Raw genomic sequence first — 18,430 nt, 5'->3', positions numbered from 1 at the left:
GTGCATCGGCTGCCTTTTGCCGATTTAGGCATCAGATGCCGATTTTCGTGACGTTGATTTCTGTCAGTAAACATGTTGGATTTTGATGACGGGAATATGTCCTCAGAAAACGACACGAAGGCAGATATATGATCAAGCGTTTGAAGCCCGGTAAGCGGCTCAGCATGGCTACTGTTCATGGTGGTCTCGTTTATCTCGCTGGGCAAGTGCCGGACGATCTGTCTGTCGGTGTCGAAGCGCAGGCCGCCGAAGTGCTCGCCAAGATCGATGCACTGCTCGGCGAAGCCGGCACGGACAAGTCATCGATCCTGAGCGCCACGGTGTGGCTGCCCAACATCGCGGATTTCGCGGCTTTCAATACGGTCTGGGATGAGTGGGTGCCGGCAGGCGCATCGCCTGCACGCGCCTGTGTCGAAGCGCGGCTCGCCAATCCCTCGATCAGAGTCGAGATCGCAGCCATCGCTGCGATTCTCTAGGGAATCGCTGCCATTCCTTAAGCATCGCCGACGCCTGCGCTGAGGCGACTGAAGCAACAGCGAAAGTTCACGAGAAGACCCGGACTGCGCCGCGAGATGTCGTGGCACGGAACGAGCCCACGCGCCTGAAACTGAACATGTCTTTTGAAGGAGTGAACATGACCGTCGCAGAAGAATTCAATACAGTCACCGCCACGGCGGAGAATCCCGACGATGCGGCCATGCGCAAGATCGTCTGGTCGAGCGTGATCGGCACCGCCGTCGAGTGGTATGACTTCCTGATCTACGGCGCAGCGACCGCGCTGGTGTTCAACAAGGTGTTCTTCGCGGCCGGCGATCCGGCGCTCGCGACCATTGCAGCCTTCGGCACCTATGCTGTCGGCTTCCTCGCGCGTCCGCTCGGCGCGGCGATCTTCGGTCACTATGGCGACCGTGTCGGCCGCAAGGCGATGCTCGCCATTACGATCATGGTGATGGGCCTCGGCACATTCGCCATCGGCCTGCTGCCGACCTACGCACAGATCGGCATCGCAGCGCCGATCCTGCTCATCGCACTGCGTTTCCTGCAGGGCATCGGCCTTGGCGGCGAGTGGGGCGGTGCGGTGCTGATGGTGGTCGAGAACTGTCCGACACATAAACGCGGCTTCCTCGGCAGCATGGTGCAGGTCGGCAATCCCGTCGGCAATCTCGCGGCTATCGGCATGTTCGCGCTGGTGTCGCAACTGCCTGAAGAAGACTTCATGAGCTATGGCTGGCGCATTCCGTTCCTGATCTCGATCCTACTGGTCGGCGTCGGCCTCTGGATCCGCATGAGCATGGAAGAGACCCCGGCGTTTCGCGCGCTCAAGGCGAAGAACGAAGTCGCCAAGATGCCGATCGTGGACATCTTCAAGTATCACCGCCGTCCGTTCTTCACGGCCGTCGGTCTGAAGATCTCGGAGATCGCTTATGCCTCGATCGCCGGCGTGTTCATCATGTCCTATGCGACGTCGAAGCTCGGCCTGTCGCGCGGGCTGGTGCTGAACGGCGCCTTCATCGCATCCTTCGTTGCACTGTTCTCGATCCCGTTCTTCGGCTGGCTGTCGGACAAGGTCGGGCGCAAGGCGATGTTCTATGCGAGCTGCCTCTTTTGCGCGGCTTTCGCATTCCCGATGTTCTGGCTGCTGGATACGCGCGATCCGACCATCGTGATCCTCACCATCGTTGTCGCGATCTCGTTCGGCCAGATGGTGATGTTCGGCATCGGCGCGCCCTGGTACTCGGAGCTGTTCACCGCGAAGCTGCGCTATAGCGGTGCGTCGCTCGGCTTCCAGGTCGGTGCGGCCATCTCGGGCGGTCTCAGCCCACTCATCGCGGCGTCGCTCATGACGTGGGCCGGTGCGACCTGGCCGGTGTCGGTGTTCCTGATCTTCTGCGCCTGCATCACCGCCATCGCGACGTCCTTTGCGCCGGAAATGGCGAACAAGGAACTGACCTGACGGCAACGGGGCGGCAGTACGGCTGCCGCCCCATATGCCTGCCTATCAATGACTGCGATGATGATTTCCGCAGAAGGGATATGAGCGATGCTCGATACGTTGACTGCCAAACCTGCACCCGGCTCCGTGGTCCCGTCATGGACCGGCGTGGTGCGCTATCTCCACATCACGCCGCGCGCATTCCTGCCGATGCGCGAAATGCCTGAGCTCACGCTGGTCGCCGGCAAGGGCATCGAGGGCGATCGCTACATGATCGGCCGCGAGGAGGGCTTCTATTCGCACAAGCCTGAAGAAGGGCGCCAGGTCACGCTGTTCGAATATGAGACGCTGGTAGCGCTCAAGCGCGATCACAATATCGATCTGGGTCCCGAGGAACATCGGCGCAATGTCACCGTATCCGGCGTGCCGCTGACGCATCTGGTCGGTCGCCAGTTCTGGCTCGGCGAAACGCTGCTGGAATCGACGCGTTTGTCGATCCCGTGCCGGCATATCGAGGAGATCACCGGCAAGGCGATCTTCGATCCGCTGATCAACCGCTCTGGCCTCAACTGCAAGATCCTGCAGGGTGGCACCGTGCGCGTCGGCGATGCCGTGCGGAATGTGCAATGACCGCGGTGCCGATCACCAAAGTCAGGACGATCGTCGAGCAGATCGAGGACGGGGGCCCGGGCATCAAACTGTTCTCGCTGGTCGATCCCGATCACTGGGAGCTGCCGCCATTTCGGCCGGGTGCGCATATCGATCTGCATCTGCCCGGTGGATTGGTGCGGACTTATTCGCTCTGCAACGATCCGGCCGACGACAAGCGCTATGTCGTGGCAGTGAAGCGCGAGGCCGAAGGGCGGGGCGGTTCGATCGTGCTGCATGACGCGGTCAAGGTCGGCGACACCATCGGCGTGACGCTGCCGCGCGGCGGGCTCGATCTATCTGCGGATGTGACGCGCTTCACCTTCATCGGCGGCGGCATCGGCGTCACGCCGTTCCTGTCGGCGGCGGTCTGGCTCAAGCGCACCGGCCGTTCGAAATTCACGCTGCACATGATTGCGCGCGGCGAGCCGCCACTCGCCGATCTGCTCGCGCCGCTGCGCAAGTCCGGTCATGTGGTGATTCACGACACGTCGAGCGGGCAACGCCCGGATATCGCGGCACTGGTCGGCCGGCCGCTGTCGGACGTCGCGCTCGCCTGCTGCGGTCCCGACGGCATGATCGACGACTTCGAACAGGCGTCGCGCGACTGGCCCGCCCATCGCGTTCATATCGAGCGCTTCGTGCCGCCGCCGCTGCCGGTCGACCCCGACGCGAAGCCCTATGTGCTCGCGCTCGCAAAATCGAACCGGGAAATCACCGTGGCCGCAGGGCAGACCATGCTGTCGGCGCTGACAGATATCGGAATCGACGTGCCCGCATCCTGCTGCGGCGGCATCTGCGGCTCCTGCAAGGTGGACTGGCTGGAAGGGCAGCCCGTGCATCGCGACCGCGTGCTGTCGCCGGCGGAGCGCGAACGCAGCCTCCTGGTCTGCGTGGCGGGTTCCGCTGGGGATCGTCTGGTTCTCGATCTCTGACGTCCTGATCTGACGGCCCAACAGGCGGCAACGGTCATCCGTTGCCGCCTGTTTGCGTTCAATCGAGGGGCGCGACCTTCCGGTCAGCGAAACGCCCGCTTTGGATGGCTTACAAACATACCTTGATGGTTTAACTAATTTTTAGAAATTGCGCAATTTGCGCAAAAAGTGTTTGATGGATGCGCAATTTGCGCATATTGGGCGGCGTGCGCAGGGGCTCCTGAGGGAAATTGCGCAGAATAATCAGTGACGCGCAGGATGCGGGAAGGAAATAGACCATGCAGATTCCAATTAAGCGGGCGATTGAGAAGGTGCCGGGCGGCATGATGACGGTGCCGCTGCTGATCGGCGCGCTGTTCGCGACCTTTGCCCCCAACACCCCGAAATTCTTCGGCTCGTTCACCGGCGCGCTGTTCTCCGGCGGCGCTCTCAGCATTCTCGCCGTGTTCTATGTGTGCATGGGCGCGAGCATCGACTTCAAGGCGACGCCTTACATCGTGAAGAAGGGCGGCGCCCTGATGATCGTGAAGGTCGGTACCGCCATCGTCCTCGGCCTGATCTTCGGCCGCCTGCTCGGCGAAGCGCCGATCACGGCCGGCATCTTCGCAGGCGTCTCGACGCTGGCGATCGTCGCCGCAATGAACGACACCAATGGCGGCCTCTACATGGCGCTGATGGGCCAGTATGGTCGTCCGCGTGACGTCGGTGCCTACAGCATTATGACGCTGGAAAGCGGTCCGTTCCTCACCATGGTGACGCTCGGCGTTGCCGGTCTGTCGTCGTTCCAGTGGCCCGCGCTCGTCGGCGCGATCCTGCCGCTGGTTGCCGGCATGATCCTTGGTAATCTCGATCGCGAGTTGCGCGACTTCCTCAGCAAGGCCGTGCCTGTGATGATTCCGTTCTTCGCCTTCGCGCTCGGCACCGGCCTGAACCTGACCCAGGTCTGGCAGGCTGGTCTGCTCGGCGTCGGCATGGGCGTTGCCGTCGTCATCGTGACCGGCATCCCGCTGTTCTTCGTTGATCGTCTCACCGGCGGCAACGGCGTTGCGGGTGTTGCTGCGGCGTCGACCGCCGGCAATGCGGCGGCTGTGCCTGCGATCGTCGCTGCGGCCAATCCGGCCTATGCGGCTGCTGCCGGCCCGGCGACCATCCTCATCGCGGCCTGCGTGGTCGTGACGGCGATCCTGACGCCGATCCTCACCTCATGGGTTGCCGGCATCGTCGGCCGTGATGTCGAGCCGGAAGCGGAGGCGACGACGCCTGCTGCGCCAAGCGTCGCATCACCCGCACCAGTGGCTGGGCGCTAAGATGACGGGTCGCTGGCTGATCCTCGCTGACGATCTTACCGGTGCAGCGGACTGCGCCATCGCCTTCGGTCGTCGGGGCCTTGCGGCTGCCGTGACCTGGGGCGAGATCGCAGGCGCCGGGGTAAGTGCCGGGGATCGCCAGCATCCGGTTCTCTCCTATGATGCAGCGAGCCGCGGCCTTACGGCTGAGGCCGCTGCGCGTCGGCACGCCGAGATATTGCAACAGTTGATGGAGCCCGGTCGGCTCCTGTTCAAGAAGATCGACTCGACGCTGCGCGGCCAGCCGGCTTCCGAGACGGCCGCTGCGCTGGCGCATCTCAAGGCGCAGTCGGGTTCGGCCTTCGGCATCTTCGCGCCGGCCTTTCCCGCGACGAACCGCACCACGATCAATGGCCGCGTCGTCGTTGGCGGTCGTCCGCTGGAAGAAGCCGAGGTCTGGAAGCGCGATCACACCTACGACAACGCCGATATCGCCGATGTGCTGGCCTCGGCCGGTGTGCGCAGCGAGAAGGTGCTGCTCGAAACCATCCGCGGCGGCGATCTCAAGGCTCGCCTTGCGCGTATTGCATCCGCTGACAGCGTTGTTGCGATCTGCGATGCGGAGACCGAGCAAGACCTGCATCTGATTGCGGAAGCCAGTCTGAAGATTTCACCGGCGACGCTGTTCATCGGCAGTGCCGGCCTCGCGCATGCACTGGCTGAGCTCGATGACGCCAGCTCTGCCGAGAAGCTCGAAATTCCGACTAGCACATATGGCACCCTGATTGTTGTCGGATCGCTCGCCGGTGCATCGCGCTCCGCAGCGCGCAAACTGGTCGCGAGCGGCACCGTGACCCATCTGCCGGTTACGCCGGAAGTTCTGCTCGGCGACAAAGCCGGGCAGGCGGCACTGGCCACCCGCGTGACCGAAGGACTGTTGGCGGGCGGTGATGTGCTGGTCGAGATCGTGATGGATGACAATCCGAAAATGTCGCTCGGTCCGCAGCTCGCGCAGAATCTCGCCGATGCCCTCATGCCCGTGGCGTCCAGCATCGGCGCCTTTGCCGCAACCGGCGGCGAGACCGCGGCGGCATTGCTGTCGCGCTTCGGCGTCAACGGCATCCGTCTGGCCGACGAGATCGAGCCCGGCGTTTCGCTCGGGCTGACACTTGGCGCATTGTCCGTTCCGATTGCAACCAAGGCCGGCGCCTTTGGCGACGAGAACAGTCTGATCAAAATTCACGAACGTCTTCACACCGTCCGAACCCAAGGAATCTTCACATGACCCGTCCGACCATTGCGATCACCATGGGCGATCCCGCAGGTATCGGGCCTGAGGTCATCATGAAGGCCTTCGCCCATCCGGAAATGCTTGCGATGTGCAATCCGCTGGTGATCGGCGATGCCAATCGCCTGCGCAAGGCCGGCGAGATTGTCGGCGCCAGGATTGGCGTTGACTCGCTCAGTGATGCAAAGGCTGCGAATTTCGCGTCGAAGAACGTCCAATGCGTGGATCTGAAGATCGTTCCGGATGATCTTCCATTCGGCCAGATGTCGCCCATCGCGGGCGAGGCGGCCTATCGCTACATCGAGAAGGCTGTTGAAGTGGTGCAGTCCGGCTTTGCGCAGGGCATCTGCACCGCGCCGCTCTCCAAGGAAGCATTGCATGCCGCCGGCCACAAATATCCCGGCCATACCGAACTGCTCGCGCATCTGACCGGCACGCCGGAAGTGTCGATGATGCTGGTATCGCCGAAGCTGCGCGTGATTCACGTGACGACGCATATCGGCCTGATCGACGCCATCAAGAAGATCGAGCCCGGCCTGGTCGAACGCGTCATCACGCGTGGCCATGAAGTGCTGGTGAAGGCCGGTATCAAGAATCCGAAGATCGGCGTTTGCGCCATCAACCCGCATGCCGGCGAGAACGGCCTGTTCGGCTATGGCGAGGAAGCCGAGAAGATCACGCCGGCCGTCGAAGTCTGCCAGAAGAAGGGCTGGGACGTCCGCGGTCCGCTGCCGGCCGATACGCTGTTCTTCCTCGCCGGCCGCGGCGACTACGACATGGTGGTCGCGATGTATCACGATCAGGGCCATGGTCCGATCAAGGTGTTGGGTCTGGAATCCGGCGTGAACATCACGGTTGGCCTTCCTGTCATCCGCACCTCGGTCGATCACGGCACCGCCTTCGACATCGCCGGCAAGGGCATCGCCGATGAGCGGAGCCTTCTGGAGGCATTGCGGCAGGCGGTGGATCTCGCACCGGGCGCCAAGGCGGCCTGACAATCTCCGTCATGCCCGGCCTTGTGCCGGGCATCCACGTCTTGTTACTTCGAAGACGTGGACGGCCGGGACGTCAAGCGAAGCTTGCTTCGCGCTGCCCGGCATGACGAAACGCTGGTAAATACCAGCTTGATTGGCTGAGGTTCGATGTCGATGCGCAGCAAGGAGCGGCACGCCCGCCTGTTGGACGCCCTGAACGCCGGCGAGATCGATGTCGACGATCTCGCACGGCGCTTCGGTGTGTCCGGGTCCACCGTGCGGCGCGACCTGCAGCATCTCTCGAAGAACAACGCGGTTCGCCGCACTTACGGTGGCGCGATTCTCACCGGCCATGTCGCAGAGACCACGCTCGACCAGCGCTTCGCGGTCCAGGGCAAGGAAAAACAGGCCATCGCGCGCGCCGCGATCGACCTGATCGAGGACGGCGATACGCTGATCCTCGATGCCGGATCGACGGTCGCCGCTTTCGGCAAGCTGCTGCTGCAGCGCCGCCTGCGCATCATCACCAACAATATCGCGCTGCTGCCGTTTCTCGCCAAGGCGCCAAGCATCGAACTCGTGGTGCTGGGCGGCGCGCTGCGCTCGACCAGCATGAGCACCATGGGACCTCTGGCCAGCGAGGGACTGCGCCGGCTCACGGCCGACCGCGCCATCATGAGCGCCGACGGTGTCGTCAGTGGTCGTGGCCTCTGCGAAGCGGATCTGGATCAGGTCGCCTTGAAGTCCCTGATGATGCAGCAGGCCAAGGAGGTCATCGTGCTCGCCGACGCCGGCAAGCTTGGCCGCGCCGAACAAGACGCCTGGGCGCCGCTGCCGCCGCGCTGGACGCTGGTGACGGGCGCCGGTGCGCCTGCGGAGCAGCGCAGGCTGATGGAGAGTGCAGGGGCGCGAATCGTGGTGGCTGGCGTCTAGCCGCTGGTGCCCCCTGCCGGACTCGAACCGGCACGCCCAGAGGACTCAAGATTTTAAGTCTTGTATGTCTACCAATTCCATCAAGGGGGCAGGCCGCGCTTCCTTACCTTTAAAATCGCCAGTCGCCAAATCGCTTGCGAGATCAGGCAAATGGCGGGCGGGGGCGCAGCTTCGGCCTCAATCCGGCCACCGGCGGCTGCTTTACGCAACTTCAATAGTACCCGGCTAGAAAGTCCCGATGATCGTTTCTCCGTCCCGTTTCCGCCTGCCGCTGCGCGCTGCCGCGATGGCGTCGTTGCTCGTTCTGGCCGGCTATCTCGGCGGCTGCGCCAGCATGGGCGATGGCATGGTGTCGGGCGCCTTTGTCGATCCTGCGAAATATGACCTCTATGACTGTCCGCAGCTTGAGACCGAGCGCAAGATGCTTGCGACGCGGACGGCCGAATTGCAGGGACTGATCGACAAGGCGCAGACCGGCACGGGCGGCGCGGTGGTCAGCGAACTCGCCTATCGCAACGATTACATCTCGACGCGTGCGCAGGCCAAGCTGGCGGAAGAGAACTGGCAGAAGAGCAAGTGTGTGGCGAGTGCGCCGAAAGCGCCGGCGGCATCAGAACCCATTACGCCGCGCAAGCGGGCTGGCGCCCGCTCCTGAGCCTGTCAGGATCAGAGTTTCCAGTCATAGATCCAATCCTGCCGCGCCTGTAGACGCTCTGCACCGAGCGCGCGCATGGCGAGGTCGCGCGCCAGCGCCATGGGGCCACGCAGATGATAAATCTGGCCGGATTGTCGGGCGGTGCGCTGTATCAGGCCGACGCGTGGCTGGCGTAGCGCGGCGTAGCGCGCCAATGCGGGCGCGATCGCTGCGGCATCGTGGCCAGCGGCGGCAAGGCACTCCGCCAGCACCGCCGCATCCTCGATGGCCATGCCTGCGCCCTGCGCGGCGAAAGGCAGCATCGCATGGGCGGCATCGCCCAGTAGCGCCACGGACCCTTCATGCCACATGCCGCCGTCCGGCATCGTGAACAGCGGCCAGCGCCGCCAGTTATCGACGCTCTCGATCATGGCACGTGCATTGGCGGGCCAGCGCGACGCTGCAAAATGTTGGCGGATCTCGCTGGCGTCGCCAGCATCGCTGCCGCCCGGCTGTATCGCGGCGCCGGGCATGATCGCGACCATGTTGATCCGCTCGCCCGATGACACCGGATAGACAACGAGATGGCCTTTCGGCCCCATCCAGAGCTGGACGCCATGGGGGACCAGGTCGCTTTTCAGCCGGCTCGTTTCCAGCGTCCCACGCCAGGCGATCAGGCCGGAGAAGTGCGGCTGCGTTTCGGGAAACAGTTGCCGTCGCACGAAAGACCACGCGCCATCGGCGCCGATCAAGGCCAGCGCCGACTCGCCGTTGACGATGATACCGGCGGGCGTGGCGCGGAGGTTGTCCACGGGACAACCGAGGCGCAGTTCAATGTCGGGATGCGCGGTGACCGCGCCAAGCAAGGCCGATTGCAGATCGGCGCGATGCACCAGCCAGTAGGGTGCGTCATCGCGGGCGCTGCCGAGTGGCAGGCGGATCACTTCGCCGCCGCTGCGCGCGGTCATGATGCTCACACTGGCGGGCGTCGTGACATGGGGCGCAAGGCGCGGTTGCAGGCCGAGGCCGATCAGTATGCGGGTCGCATTGGGCGAGAGCTGCAGTCCGGCGCCGGCCTCTTCGAGCCGTCCGGTCTTCTCAAGGATGAGGACACGAAACCCTTTGGCAGCGAGCGCCAGCGCAGCCGTCAGTCCGCCGATGCCCGCACCAGCGATGACGATGGTGCGCGGCGCCGTCACGGCCGGAAATCAGGCAACCTTGTCTTTCACCACGCATTCCGGCGGACGTGACTGGCCGGCGCCGAGATCGGCGGCAAAGCGATACAGGGTCGAGCAATACGGGCAGATGATCTCGTTGTCGTTGCCGAGGTCGAGGAAGACGTGCGGATGATCGAACGGCGGATTGGCACCCACGCACATGAATTCCTGCGAGCCGATCTCGATGATCGGAACGCCGGCGTCATTGTGAAAGTGCGGAACCACGTGGTCGGACATCTTCTCTACCTTTGCTCGCAACAGCCGCGGGCGTATGAACCGGCGCGCCATTCAGTGCGTCGCACCATACTGGTCCGGAACCATGATTCCTAGACCGCGCAGGGGTCATTCATTCGTACAAATTCGACACAATTCGGGTGTCTCCGAATAGCCCTTCTTTCGTCGGGGCAGTTGTGTCCACGATGTGACGCACCATTTCTAAAGAGGTGCAAGGATAGGGTTTCCCGCCATGTGGTTCCGGCTTGATACAGCTTTGACGGGGGTAGCGGTCTGCGCGACCGCCGGCCTGCTGTTGCTGCCGCATGCGCGCGACGCCGGCGCGGTGCTGACCGCCCAGGATGACCCGGTCGCTCTGGCCGATGCGCAACTCAGCTCTGCATTGCGGAAGGATCCCGCGGTGCTCGCCCGCAATATCGAGGACGCGCTCGCGGCCAGGGATGCGGACCTTGCCAAGAGTTTTGCCGACGTTGCGGCTGCCAGAAATGTTCAACTGCCGGACGACCTCGCCCGGCGCGTGACCGAGGCGGTTGCGGACGAGAATTCCGCCTCCCATTTCGCCAGCCGCTTTGCGACTGGCTTTGTCACCGGCACTGCCGACGATCTCGGCAGCCTGTCGGGTACCGTCGCCGGCGATCTCTTTGTGTTCGGCGATATCCGCGACGTGGTGCGCGAGAGCAAGCACATGGCGATGGGTGAGGACACCGATCACCTCATTCTCGGCCTTGCTGCTGCAGGTCTCGCTGTGACCGCCGCGACCTATGTCAGCGTCGGCGGCGTCGCGCCGGTGCGCGCGGGCCTCACGCTGGTGAAGGATGCGCGCAAGGTCGGACGGATCGGCGAGGGGCTCACCACCTGGGCGGCGCGCTCGGCGCGCGGCGTGGTGGACGGGCCGATGTTGCGGGCTGCGGTGGCCGATGCCTCGCTGCTGCGTCCGGGCCAGACCATCACCGCGGTGAAGGCGGCGTTCCGCACCGAGAAGGCCGGCGGCATCGTGCGTCTCGCCGGGGATGTTGGCCGCGTCGGCGAGAAAGCCGGCACGCGCGGCGCGCTCGATACGTTGCGTATCGCCCAGAGCCCCAAGGATGTTACGCGCGCAGCGCGTCTGGCCACGGTCAAGGGCGGCCAGACCCGCGCGATCATGAAGATGTTCGGCCGGGGCGCGCTGCTGCTGGCGGCTGGCGCGTTCAATCTTTCGATGTGGGTGTTCTGGGCATTGTTCGCGCTGCTTGGATTTGTCGTGTCGATCAAGGCAACCACCGAGCGCATCACGTGGTCGTGGCTGCAGCGCTCCAAGGCGAGGCGCGCGCGCCGGGAACTGGCGGTGCGTCAGGATGCGCTGCTGCAGGAGATCTCACGCAAGGACGCATTACTCAGGGACATGGCTCTCCGCCATCCCGCGCCGGCTCACTCACTGGCGCCGGTGCTCGTCCACGGGTAAACTGCGCGCTTCCCACCACCACCATTCATTCTCTCAATCACCCATCTCTCAATCGTAACGGAATTCTGGATGCCGAGCTTTCACAACGGCGCTGTCGAAATTGCTTATCTCGATGAAGGCGAGGGCGATCCGATCGTTCTCGTGCACGGCTTTGCATCGAGCAAGAACGTCAACTGGGTCTATCCGACCTGGGTGTCGGAATTGAAGAAGCACAATCGCCGCGTCATCGCGCTCGACAATCGCGGCCATGGCGATTCCAGCAAGCTCTACGATTCCGAACAATACAGCATTGGTGCGATGGCCGCTGACGTGCGCGCGCTGCTCGCGCATCTTGGCATCGGGCGCACCGACATGATGGGTTATTCGATGGGCGCGCGCATCACTGCCTATATCGCCTACAGCCATCCCGAATTGATCCGCAGCGCGATCTTCGGCGGTCTCGGCATCGGCCTCATCAAGGGCGGTGGTCCCGGCGAGAATGTCGCCCTCGCGCTCGAGGCGGACTCGCTCGACGACGTCACCGATCCCGTGGGCCGCACGTTCCGCGCTTTCGCCGATCAGACCCGTTCGGATCGCCGCGCGCTCGCAGCCTGTCTGCGCGGTTCGCGCCGGCTGATGACGAATGAGGAAGCCGCCGCCATCAAGGTGCCGCTGCTGATCGCGGTGGGAACGACGGACGAGATCAGCGGCTCCGCGCAGGAGTTGCAGAAGGTCATCGCCGGCTCTGAAGTGCTGGATATTCCGAACCGCGATCACATGCGGGCGGTTGGCGATCGCGTCTACAAGGAAGGCGTGCTGGATTTCCTGTCCCGCCGCCCGTGATGACAATTGGCGAGGGGCGCACCTTGTTTTGATCACACGAGCGCCCACTTCTGATGCACGCCCGGTTTTTGGGCGGACGGGGCTTCCACCGGAAATGCCTGCGCTTTCAACGTGTTGGCAGGTGATTTCCGGGTAAGCCACCGTTCACGATGGCAGGAGCCGTGTCGCGACAGCGATGCGCCTTGTGCTATAATCGACGCCGTATTCAGGAAATTGCGAGTCCGCCATGGCCGTGCAGAGCATCAATCCGCAGAACTCAAAACTCGCAACGCTGGATCCAATCTGGGATCGCATCCGTTCCGAGGCGGAAGACATCGTCCATCGCGAGCCTGAACTCGCATCCTTCATCTATTCGACCGTGCTGCATCACAACCGTCTGGAAGATTCGGTGGTGCACCGCGTTGCGGAACGTCTCGATCACGCAGCGCTGTCCGGCGACCTGATCCGCCAGACCTTCGACGAAGCGCTGCGCGACGAGCCGGATCTTGGCAATGCGTTCCGCGCCGATCTTGTCGCCGTGTTCGACCGCGATCCCGCCACCACGCGCTTCATCGATCCGCTGCTATACTTCAAGGGCTTTCATGCCATCCAGGCGCATCGTCTTGCGCATTGGCTCCACAAAAAGGGCCGCAAGGACTTTGCGTGGTATCTGCAGAGCCGCTCGTCGGCGGCCTTCCAGACCGACATCAATCCCGCCGCCAAGATCGGCCGCGGAATCTTTCTCGATCACGCGACCGGCTTTGTCGTTGGCGAGACCGCTGTGATCGAAGACGACGTGTCGATCCTGCACGGCGTGACGCTCGGCGGCACCGGCAAGGAAAACGAGGACCGCCATCCGAAGATTCGCCACGGCGTGCTGATCGGCGCCGGCGCCAAGATTCTCGGCAATATCGAGGTCGGCCATTGCGCGCGCATTGCCGCGGGTTCCGTTGTCGTCAAGCCTGTGCCGCACAACGTCACCGTGGCCGGCGTGCCGGCGAAGATCGTCGGCGAAGCCGGCTGTTCGGAGCCGTCGCGCACCATGAACCAGATGCTGAACGCGATCGGGCTCTGATTTTCAGGGGCTGAGACTTCTGGGCTTGCGATTTGCAAGCGCTGATATTGCACGCGTTTTCGTTCACTTGTGGGATGGCGTGATTTTTCGAGAAACGGCCTAGCCGTGGCCGTCATCTCGCATTAAAGCTTCTCTCCATCAGCTCAACAGACATCAACTGCATTGGAGACACCTGTGGACGTTCAGGAAGTCAGAAAGCTCGACGCCTATCTCAAGCGCGTGTTCGGCAACCAGAAGCTCCGCGTGGTGCCGCGCCCGAAGAAGGACGACTCCGCCGAAGTCTATATCGGCGAAGAATTCATCGGCGTGCTGTTCGTCGATGACGAAGACGACGATCGCTCGTTCCAGTTCCAGATGGCGATCCTCGAAGAAGACCTCGTCGATAACGGCTGAGGCTGCGCCTCGCCTCCGGCTTGGCGGCGGCGAGGTCACGCAAGCGCTGCGCAGGCCCCGCGCTCTGCGCATCACACGCTAGGCCGCGTTGTCCGGCGCGACCAGGCCGGCGGCGGTGGCAAGCCAGACCAGGTGCGCGTCGGTGCGCGCGCCGATCTTCGATTTGATCTGGTAGTGATAATTCTGCACGGTCTTGGTGCTCAGATTGAGCGATGTCGCGATCTGCTCCGTGGTCCAGCCTGACGCCACCAGCCGCAGGATTTCCGTTTCGCGCGGCCCGAGATCTTCCACCAGCGACCGTTCGTTGCCGAGCCGCTCGCTGGCGATTTCGCGCGCGATGTCTTCGCTCAATGCACGTCCGCCGCGGGCGACGGTGGCGATGGCGCGCACCAGTTCGTGCGGCGCGCTGCTCTTTGTGATGTAGCCGCAGGCGCCAGCCTCGAACGCTTTCAGAGCGAACGCAGCGCTTGCATGCATGGTGAACACCAGCAGGCGCGCGGTGCGATCCCATTGCCGGATATGCCGGATCGCTTCCAGCCCGCCGGGGCCGGGCAGCGACAGATCCATGACCACCACGTCCGGGCGCTCTGCCTGATAGGCGCGATAGGCCGCAGCGGCATCCTCGGCCTCCGCGCTCACGCGAAAACCGACCTGCCGCTCCAGTAGCCGGCGATAACCTTCGCGCACGACCGGATGGTCGTCGACCAGCAGGATGCTGACGGCGGTCATGCCGCCGCTTGTCGCGGCAGCAGCGGAATCACCGCGGCCACGCGGATACCGTGTGCCGCCGGGCCGATCGACAGGCTGCCGCCAAGCGCTGCGATGCGTTCGCGGATGCCGAGAATGCCGTGACCGGAGGCGGTGTGGGCCTGCGTGGCGTCGCCGCCGCCGTCATCCTCGACACTGACGGCGATGGCGTCGCGGACCTCTTCCCCATGGTTGACGCGGAGATGAACGTGCTGCGGCCGGCCGTGGCGTGCGGCGTTGGTGAGGCACTCCTGCGCGATGCGGTAGATGTTGACGGCGGCTTCTGCGGGGACGGCGGTGAGATCGCCGGTTACGTCGAGATGAAACACCGCGCGCCGCGTTGCGCTCGCATTCCACTGCGCCACCAGTTGCACAAGGCTGGCCTGCAATCCCAGTTCCTCGAGATCCTGCGAGCGCAGCCGCGCCAGCGCGCTGCGCAGCGTCGTCATCATCTGGCCGGTGATGCGGGCGATTGCGCGGGCATCGTCGGCCAGATCGGGACGGGAGGGCGTGGCGCCGGTCTCTATGGCTGCGGCGAGCGCCGCGGTGGCGGTGAGGCACTGGCCGAACTCGTCGTGCAGATCGCGCGCCAGTGCGCGGCGTTCTTCTTCCTGTACCTGAAACAGTCGCTTGGTCAGCGCGACGCGTTCGGCAGTGGTGGCCGCGAGACGGCCGGCGAGATCGTTGACGGCGCGGGCGATATGGCTGAATTCGGTGGCGCCGAAAGCGGGCAGGCGATGGCGGTGGTCACCGTGTTCGAGGCGGCGCAGGCCGCGTACGATGCTCCGGGCCGGCATCAGCGCATGGCCGATCAGGAGGATCGCGAGCAGACTGATGCCTAGCGCCATCGCCGCGGCGATGCTGACCATCACGGTCACCTGCCGCCATGCCTGACGCACGGCGGCGACAGGTTCGACACGGGCTTGCACGGTGCCGGCATCGCGCTGCCGCACGGTAAGCGGCCGCGTCTCCGTGGCATGTGGCCCGAACAGCCCGCCGTAGAGACTGACGAACCATGACGGCGCCGGGCTGCCGATATCTTCGGTCTGGCTGCACAGGACGAAAGGCGGCGCGCTGCCGAGCCGGAAGTCAATGCACACGCCTGGCGCGATCACCTTCATGGTAGCAATGGATTTCCAGTCCGGCAGCGGCAGCAGTGCATCGCGGTAAGTGCCATCGCGCCACAGCAATTCGCGCCAGTACAGGTTCTGCAGGGTTGTCGCGACGCGGTCGGCGGAGGCGGCGGTGTCGGCCTCGATGGTGCGGTGCGCATCGACCAGAATCCATCCGATCGTACAGGCCAGACAGAGCAGCACCACGGCGACGAGACGAAGAACGAGATGTATCAGCAGGCGCATGATCGCATTCCCCGCGGTGAGACATTGATATTAAAGCGGCACGCATCGCGGTCTGGCAAGCGGTTCTGCATCGTTTGGGCAATTTGCCCGGTATGTGGCGGGTGCGATGCCCTTGGAGGCTCAGTCGTACAGGCGGCAGATTGAAGCCAACCGCCGATCGTGATCGGTGAAACAACCAGCAGGAGGGACATGTGGTGAGCCGGCATCATCTCGATCCGGCGGATCGCGCGCCGCTACTGCACTGGTTGATCTTTACCGGGCTCTGTCTGTTCGCCGGGGTTCTGCTCTGGCACTATGGCCTGGTGCGGCAGATGCTTGCCGTCGATCGCACCTATATCTCGTCAGTGATCGTACTGCTCTATTTCGGTGCGTCGCTGCATTGCCTGTGGCGCCTGATCGCAGTGTCGCGCGAAGCCGACGCGGCGCGGGGAGCAGCGCAGCTATTCGCGCAAGGCGGCCAACGCATCGTCGTGGCTGGCGACGGTGTCGCGATCGATGGTGTGGGCGCATTGCCGAAAGGCCTGATGGCGTCGCATATCCGCGACCTCGCCGTGAAGTCCGCGCTGCAAAGTGAGCGACGGCTCGACCAGACGCTGCTGCTGCGTCGTCTCGCCGGCAATCTGCGCGGCTCCAACGGCTTCGGCGGCTTTGCCGGAGATACGCTGATGAAACTCGGCCTGATCGGCACGATCGTTGGCTTCATCATGATGCTGGCGCCGATCGCCGGCCTCGACACCGGCAATCAGGGCGCCATCAAGGCCTCCATGAACCTGATGAGCGAGGGTATGGCGGTGGCGATGTACACCACGCTGGCGGGACTGATCGGTTCGATCCTGATCCGCATCCAGTATTACATGCTGGAGGACGCAACGGCCAAACTGTTCGCCTTTGCCGTCGGCGTCATCGACGTCCACGCCGTGTCGCTGCTCGAACGCGAAGCGGAGCACGCGAGGTGATCGACGAGTTCGAATTCGCTGACAAGGAAGCGCCGTTCGATCCGCTTGGCGTCATGCTGTTCAAGGCGCTGCAGGTGATCGCGTTCCTGTTCTTCATCGCGCTGCTGGCGATCAAGACCAAGGACGACGAAGGCAAGGTCGATCCCAAGCTGGAGTTTTTGATCACGGTGAGTTGGCCCGACAAGCACCCGGACGACATCGACATGTTCGTGCAGGACCCGATCGGCAATATCGTGTGGTACCGGCGGCGCGAGACCGGCTTCATGGTGCTCGACCGCGATGATCGCGGCGGGCTCAACGATTTCATCATGGTCAATGGCCAGAAGGTGCTCTCGCCGATCCGGCAGGAGATCGTCAGCCTGCGCGGCATCGTGGCCGGCGAATACATCGTCAACATCTACCATTTCGCGGCGCTGACCGGACAGCCAGTGCCAGTGACGGTCAAGGTCGAGAAGTTGAATCCGAAAGTACAGGTGGTGCACTACGACACCGTCAATGTCGATCATGGCGGCGCCGAGACAACCGCGGTGCGCTTCATCATGGACAAGGCCGGCAACGTGACGGAGGTCAATCACGACCAGACATCGCTCGTGCGGATGCTGAACAAGCGGTACAGGGAGCGCAAGGCCGGATGAAGCGATGAGCCTGCAAGCCAGCATTCTCGGTCTGTCATTCGGCTACGCGCTGCTCGGCCTGTTGCTGTTGCTGGCGGTGGTGCGGACGCGGCTGCCGTGGCCGGTGAAGGCCGGCGCGGTGGCGGTGACTTCGGCGTTTTACGTGCTGGTGTTCTTCCGCACCCAGGGCCTGCTCGGCTGGTCGGCGGACGATCCGCTGCCGCCGAACTTCCAGTTGTTGTGGGTGCGCAGCGTCGAGCCCAACATCGCCCAGGGCGAGCCCGGTGCCATCCACATGTGGGTCGAGGCCCTCGACGACGACAATCTCCCGAGCGGGGCGCCGCGGGCCTATCGGCGGCCTTACTCCACTGCGCTCGCGCGCAAGGCTGAGCGTGCGCGCACTGAGATCGCCGCGGGGCATCCGCAAGGTGGCCGCGCCGCGCAATTCGGATCCGGCGAGGGCGAGTTGCCACCAGGGGGACCGCCAGGTGCGTTGTTCGCCAGCGGCGAACCGGGCGGCGATCCATCCGGCGGTGGTCTGCTGGACCCCGCTTTCATGCGCGGCGACTCCCAGTCCATCACATTCGCCCCGCTGCCCGTGCCCGTCCTGCCAGCCAAAGATGTGCCGTAGCGACGATGGCTGTCGCGAAGGTCCGCTTGGGGTGACGGGGTAGGGCGGTGATGCAGCCATCAAACATTTTTTCCTATCTCCCGTTGACAGCATCCCTATCAGGTTTATATTCCCCTCCGTCCTGCCCCACCGAGAGGGGCGATCGCGATCGTCACGTTCGCGGGGTGGGATGCGGTGGACGCCGGAGATGCGGCGTCACGCGGTTCACGGGGGACGTCTGTCTTCGGGCAGGACGGATCTGCGCCAGCACTGCCACTGGCAAGGAGACGGCCGGCCTTCGGATGGACAGACCCTGGACAGTGTGACGGACGACCAAATCGAAACGCGTTCGG

At 63.9% G+C, this 18,430-nt stretch carries 20 protein-coding genes and 1 tRNA gene; 16 read left to right on the top strand and 5 right to left on the bottom strand.

Going from position 1 to position 18,430, the window contains the following annotated elements; translation table 11 throughout:
* The first annotated feature begins 128 nt into the window (after nt 1-128).
* The 8 genes from HP556_RS02355 (at nt 129) to HP556_RS02320 (ending at nt 7,997) form a co-directional block, all read left to right on the top strand.
* Nucleotides 129-476 carry a RidA family protein gene (locus HP556_RS02355; protein ID WP_093756398.1) on the top strand — a complete coding sequence of 116 codons (348 nt, stop codon included), beginning with the start codon at nt 129-131 and terminating at the stop codon, nt 474-476.
* A 221-nt stretch (nt 477-697) separates the two neighbouring features.
* Nucleotides 698-1,954 carry an MFS transporter gene (locus HP556_RS02350; RefSeq protein WP_374725737.1) on the top strand — a complete coding sequence of 419 codons (1,257 nt, stop codon included), beginning with the start codon at nt 698-700 and terminating at the stop codon, nt 1,952-1,954.
* Between the two features lie 87 nt (nt 1,955-2,041).
* The gene (locus tag HP556_RS02345; RefSeq protein ID WP_120292620.1) at nt 2,042-2,563 is read left to right on the top strand and encodes an MOSC domain-containing protein; all 522 of its coding nucleotides are present in this window, start codon (nt 2,042-2,044) and stop codon (nt 2,561-2,563) included.
* Nucleotides 2,560-3,516 (top strand): PDR/VanB family oxidoreductase, encoded by a 957-nt coding sequence (locus HP556_RS02340; RefSeq protein WP_120292618.1) that lies wholly within the window; start codon nt 2,560-2,562, stop codon nt 3,514-3,516. The genes HP556_RS02345 and HP556_RS02340 overlap by 4 nt, the downstream gene beginning before the upstream one ends.
* A 278-nt stretch (nt 3,517-3,794) precedes the next feature.
* Entirely contained in the window at nt 3,795-4,823 is a 1,029-nt protein-coding gene (locus tag HP556_RS02335; protein ID WP_120292616.1) for a 2-keto-3-deoxygluconate permease, read from the top strand.
* A 1-nt stretch (nt 4,824) separates the two neighbouring features.
* Nucleotides 4,825-6,087 carry a four-carbon acid sugar kinase family protein gene (locus tag HP556_RS02330; protein ID WP_120292614.1) on the top strand — a complete coding sequence of 421 codons (1,263 nt, stop codon included), beginning with the start codon at nt 4,825-4,827 and terminating at the stop codon, nt 6,085-6,087.
* Nucleotides 6,084-7,085, top strand: a complete 1,002-nt coding sequence (pdxA, locus tag HP556_RS02325) for a 4-hydroxythreonine-4-phosphate dehydrogenase PdxA (RefSeq protein ID WP_120292612.1) — start codon at nt 6,084-6,086, stop codon at nt 7,083-7,085. The genes HP556_RS02330 and pdxA overlap by 4 nt, the downstream gene beginning before the upstream one ends.
* A gap of 147 nt (nt 7,086-7,232) precedes the next feature.
* The gene (locus HP556_RS02320; protein ID WP_120292610.1) at nt 7,233-7,997 is read left to right on the top strand and encodes a DeoR/GlpR family DNA-binding transcription regulator; all 765 of its coding nucleotides are present in this window, start codon (nt 7,233-7,235) and stop codon (nt 7,995-7,997) included.
* Between the two features lie 4 nt (nt 7,998-8,001).
* On the opposite strand, the gene HP556_RS02315 is transcribed toward HP556_RS02320, so the two are convergent.
* Nucleotides 8,002-8,087: transfer RNA gene (locus tag HP556_RS02315), tRNA-Leu, on the bottom strand.
* A gap of 148 nt (nt 8,088-8,235) precedes the next feature.
* Between HP556_RS02315 and HP556_RS02310 the strand changes: the two genes are divergently transcribed.
* Nucleotides 8,236-8,652 carry a twin-arginine translocation pathway signal gene (locus HP556_RS02310; protein ID WP_175365778.1) on the top strand — a complete coding sequence of 139 codons (417 nt, stop codon included), beginning with the start codon at nt 8,236-8,238 and terminating at the stop codon, nt 8,650-8,652.
* An 11-nt stretch (nt 8,653-8,663) separates the two neighbouring features.
* On the opposite strand, the gene HP556_RS02305 is transcribed toward HP556_RS02310, so the two are convergent.
* Together HP556_RS02305 and HP556_RS02300 are read right to left on the bottom strand one after the other, a co-directional pair.
* On the bottom strand, nt 8,664-9,830 hold the full coding sequence (locus HP556_RS02305; RefSeq protein WP_175365777.1) for an FAD-dependent monooxygenase: 1,167 nt from the start codon (nt 9,828-9,830) through the stop codon (nt 8,664-8,666).
* Between the two features lie 9 nt (nt 9,831-9,839).
* Complete coding sequence (locus tag HP556_RS02300) at nt 9,840-10,085, bottom strand: zinc-finger domain-containing protein (protein ID WP_089265655.1); 246 nt, start codon at nt 10,083-10,085, stop codon at nt 9,840-9,842.
* Nucleotides 10,086-10,314: 229 nt separating this feature from the next.
* On the opposite strand from HP556_RS02300, the gene HP556_RS02295 reads away from it, so the two are divergent.
* The 4 genes from HP556_RS02295 (at nt 10,315) to HP556_RS02280 (ending at nt 13,792) form a co-directional block, all read left to right on the top strand.
* A complete protein-coding gene (locus tag HP556_RS02295; RefSeq protein WP_246297348.1) occupies nt 10,315-11,523 on the top strand; it encodes a hypothetical protein in 1,209 nt (402 codons plus the stop codon).
* Between the two features lie 69 nt (nt 11,524-11,592).
* Nucleotides 11,593-12,345, top strand: coding sequence for an alpha/beta fold hydrolase (locus HP556_RS02290; protein ID WP_175365776.1), 753 nt, complete (start codon nt 11,593-11,595; stop codon nt 12,343-12,345).
* A 226-nt stretch (nt 12,346-12,571) separates the two neighbouring features.
* Nucleotides 12,572-13,399 (top strand): serine O-acetyltransferase, encoded by an 828-nt coding sequence (gene cysE, locus HP556_RS02285; protein ID WP_068736178.1) that lies wholly within the window; start codon nt 12,572-12,574, stop codon nt 13,397-13,399.
* A gap of 174 nt (nt 13,400-13,573) precedes the next feature.
* A complete protein-coding gene (locus HP556_RS02280; RefSeq protein WP_068736180.1) occupies nt 13,574-13,792 on the top strand; it encodes a DUF3126 family protein in 219 nt (72 codons plus the stop codon).
* 78 nt (nt 13,793-13,870) lie between these two features.
* On the opposite strand, the gene HP556_RS02275 is transcribed toward HP556_RS02280, so the two are convergent.
* Nucleotides 13,871-14,521, bottom strand: a complete 651-nt coding sequence (locus HP556_RS02275; protein ID WP_068736182.1) for a response regulator — start codon at nt 14,519-14,521, stop codon at nt 13,871-13,873.
* A complete protein-coding gene (locus HP556_RS02270; protein WP_175365775.1) occupies nt 14,518-15,897 on the bottom strand; it encodes a sensor histidine kinase in 1,380 nt (459 codons plus the stop codon). Before HP556_RS02270 ends, HP556_RS02275 begins: the two co-directional genes overlap by 4 nt.
* A gap of 194 nt (nt 15,898-16,091) precedes the next feature.
* Between HP556_RS02270 and HP556_RS02265 the strand changes: the two genes are divergently transcribed.
* Genes HP556_RS02265 through HP556_RS02255 form a run of 3 tightly spaced genes read left to right on the top strand, consistent with a single transcriptional unit; the run spans nt 16,092 to nt 18,098 of the window.
* Nucleotides 16,092-16,853 (top strand): MotA/TolQ/ExbB proton channel family protein, encoded by a 762-nt coding sequence (locus HP556_RS02265; RefSeq protein WP_338117521.1) that lies wholly within the window; start codon nt 16,092-16,094, stop codon nt 16,851-16,853.
* Nucleotides 16,850-17,488: a hypothetical protein gene (locus tag HP556_RS02260; RefSeq protein ID WP_175365773.1), complete on the top strand. Its 639-nt coding sequence runs from the start codon at nt 16,850-16,852 to the stop codon at nt 17,486-17,488. Before HP556_RS02265 ends, HP556_RS02260 begins: the two co-directional genes overlap by 4 nt.
* 4 nt (nt 17,489-17,492) lie before the next feature.
* On the top strand, nt 17,493-18,098 hold the full coding sequence (locus HP556_RS02255; protein ID WP_175365772.1) for a hypothetical protein: 606 nt from the start codon (nt 17,493-17,495) through the stop codon (nt 18,096-18,098).
* Nucleotides 18,099-18,430: the final 332 nt, after the last annotated feature.

Source organism: Tardiphaga robiniae (genome assembly GCF_013359755.1).
In the GTDB taxonomy this organism is placed as follows: domain Bacteria; phylum Pseudomonadota; class Alphaproteobacteria; order Rhizobiales; family Xanthobacteraceae; genus Tardiphaga; species Tardiphaga robiniae.
Note: the sequence above shows the minus strand (reverse complement) of the source record. Positions and strands in the feature narration are given on the sequence as shown.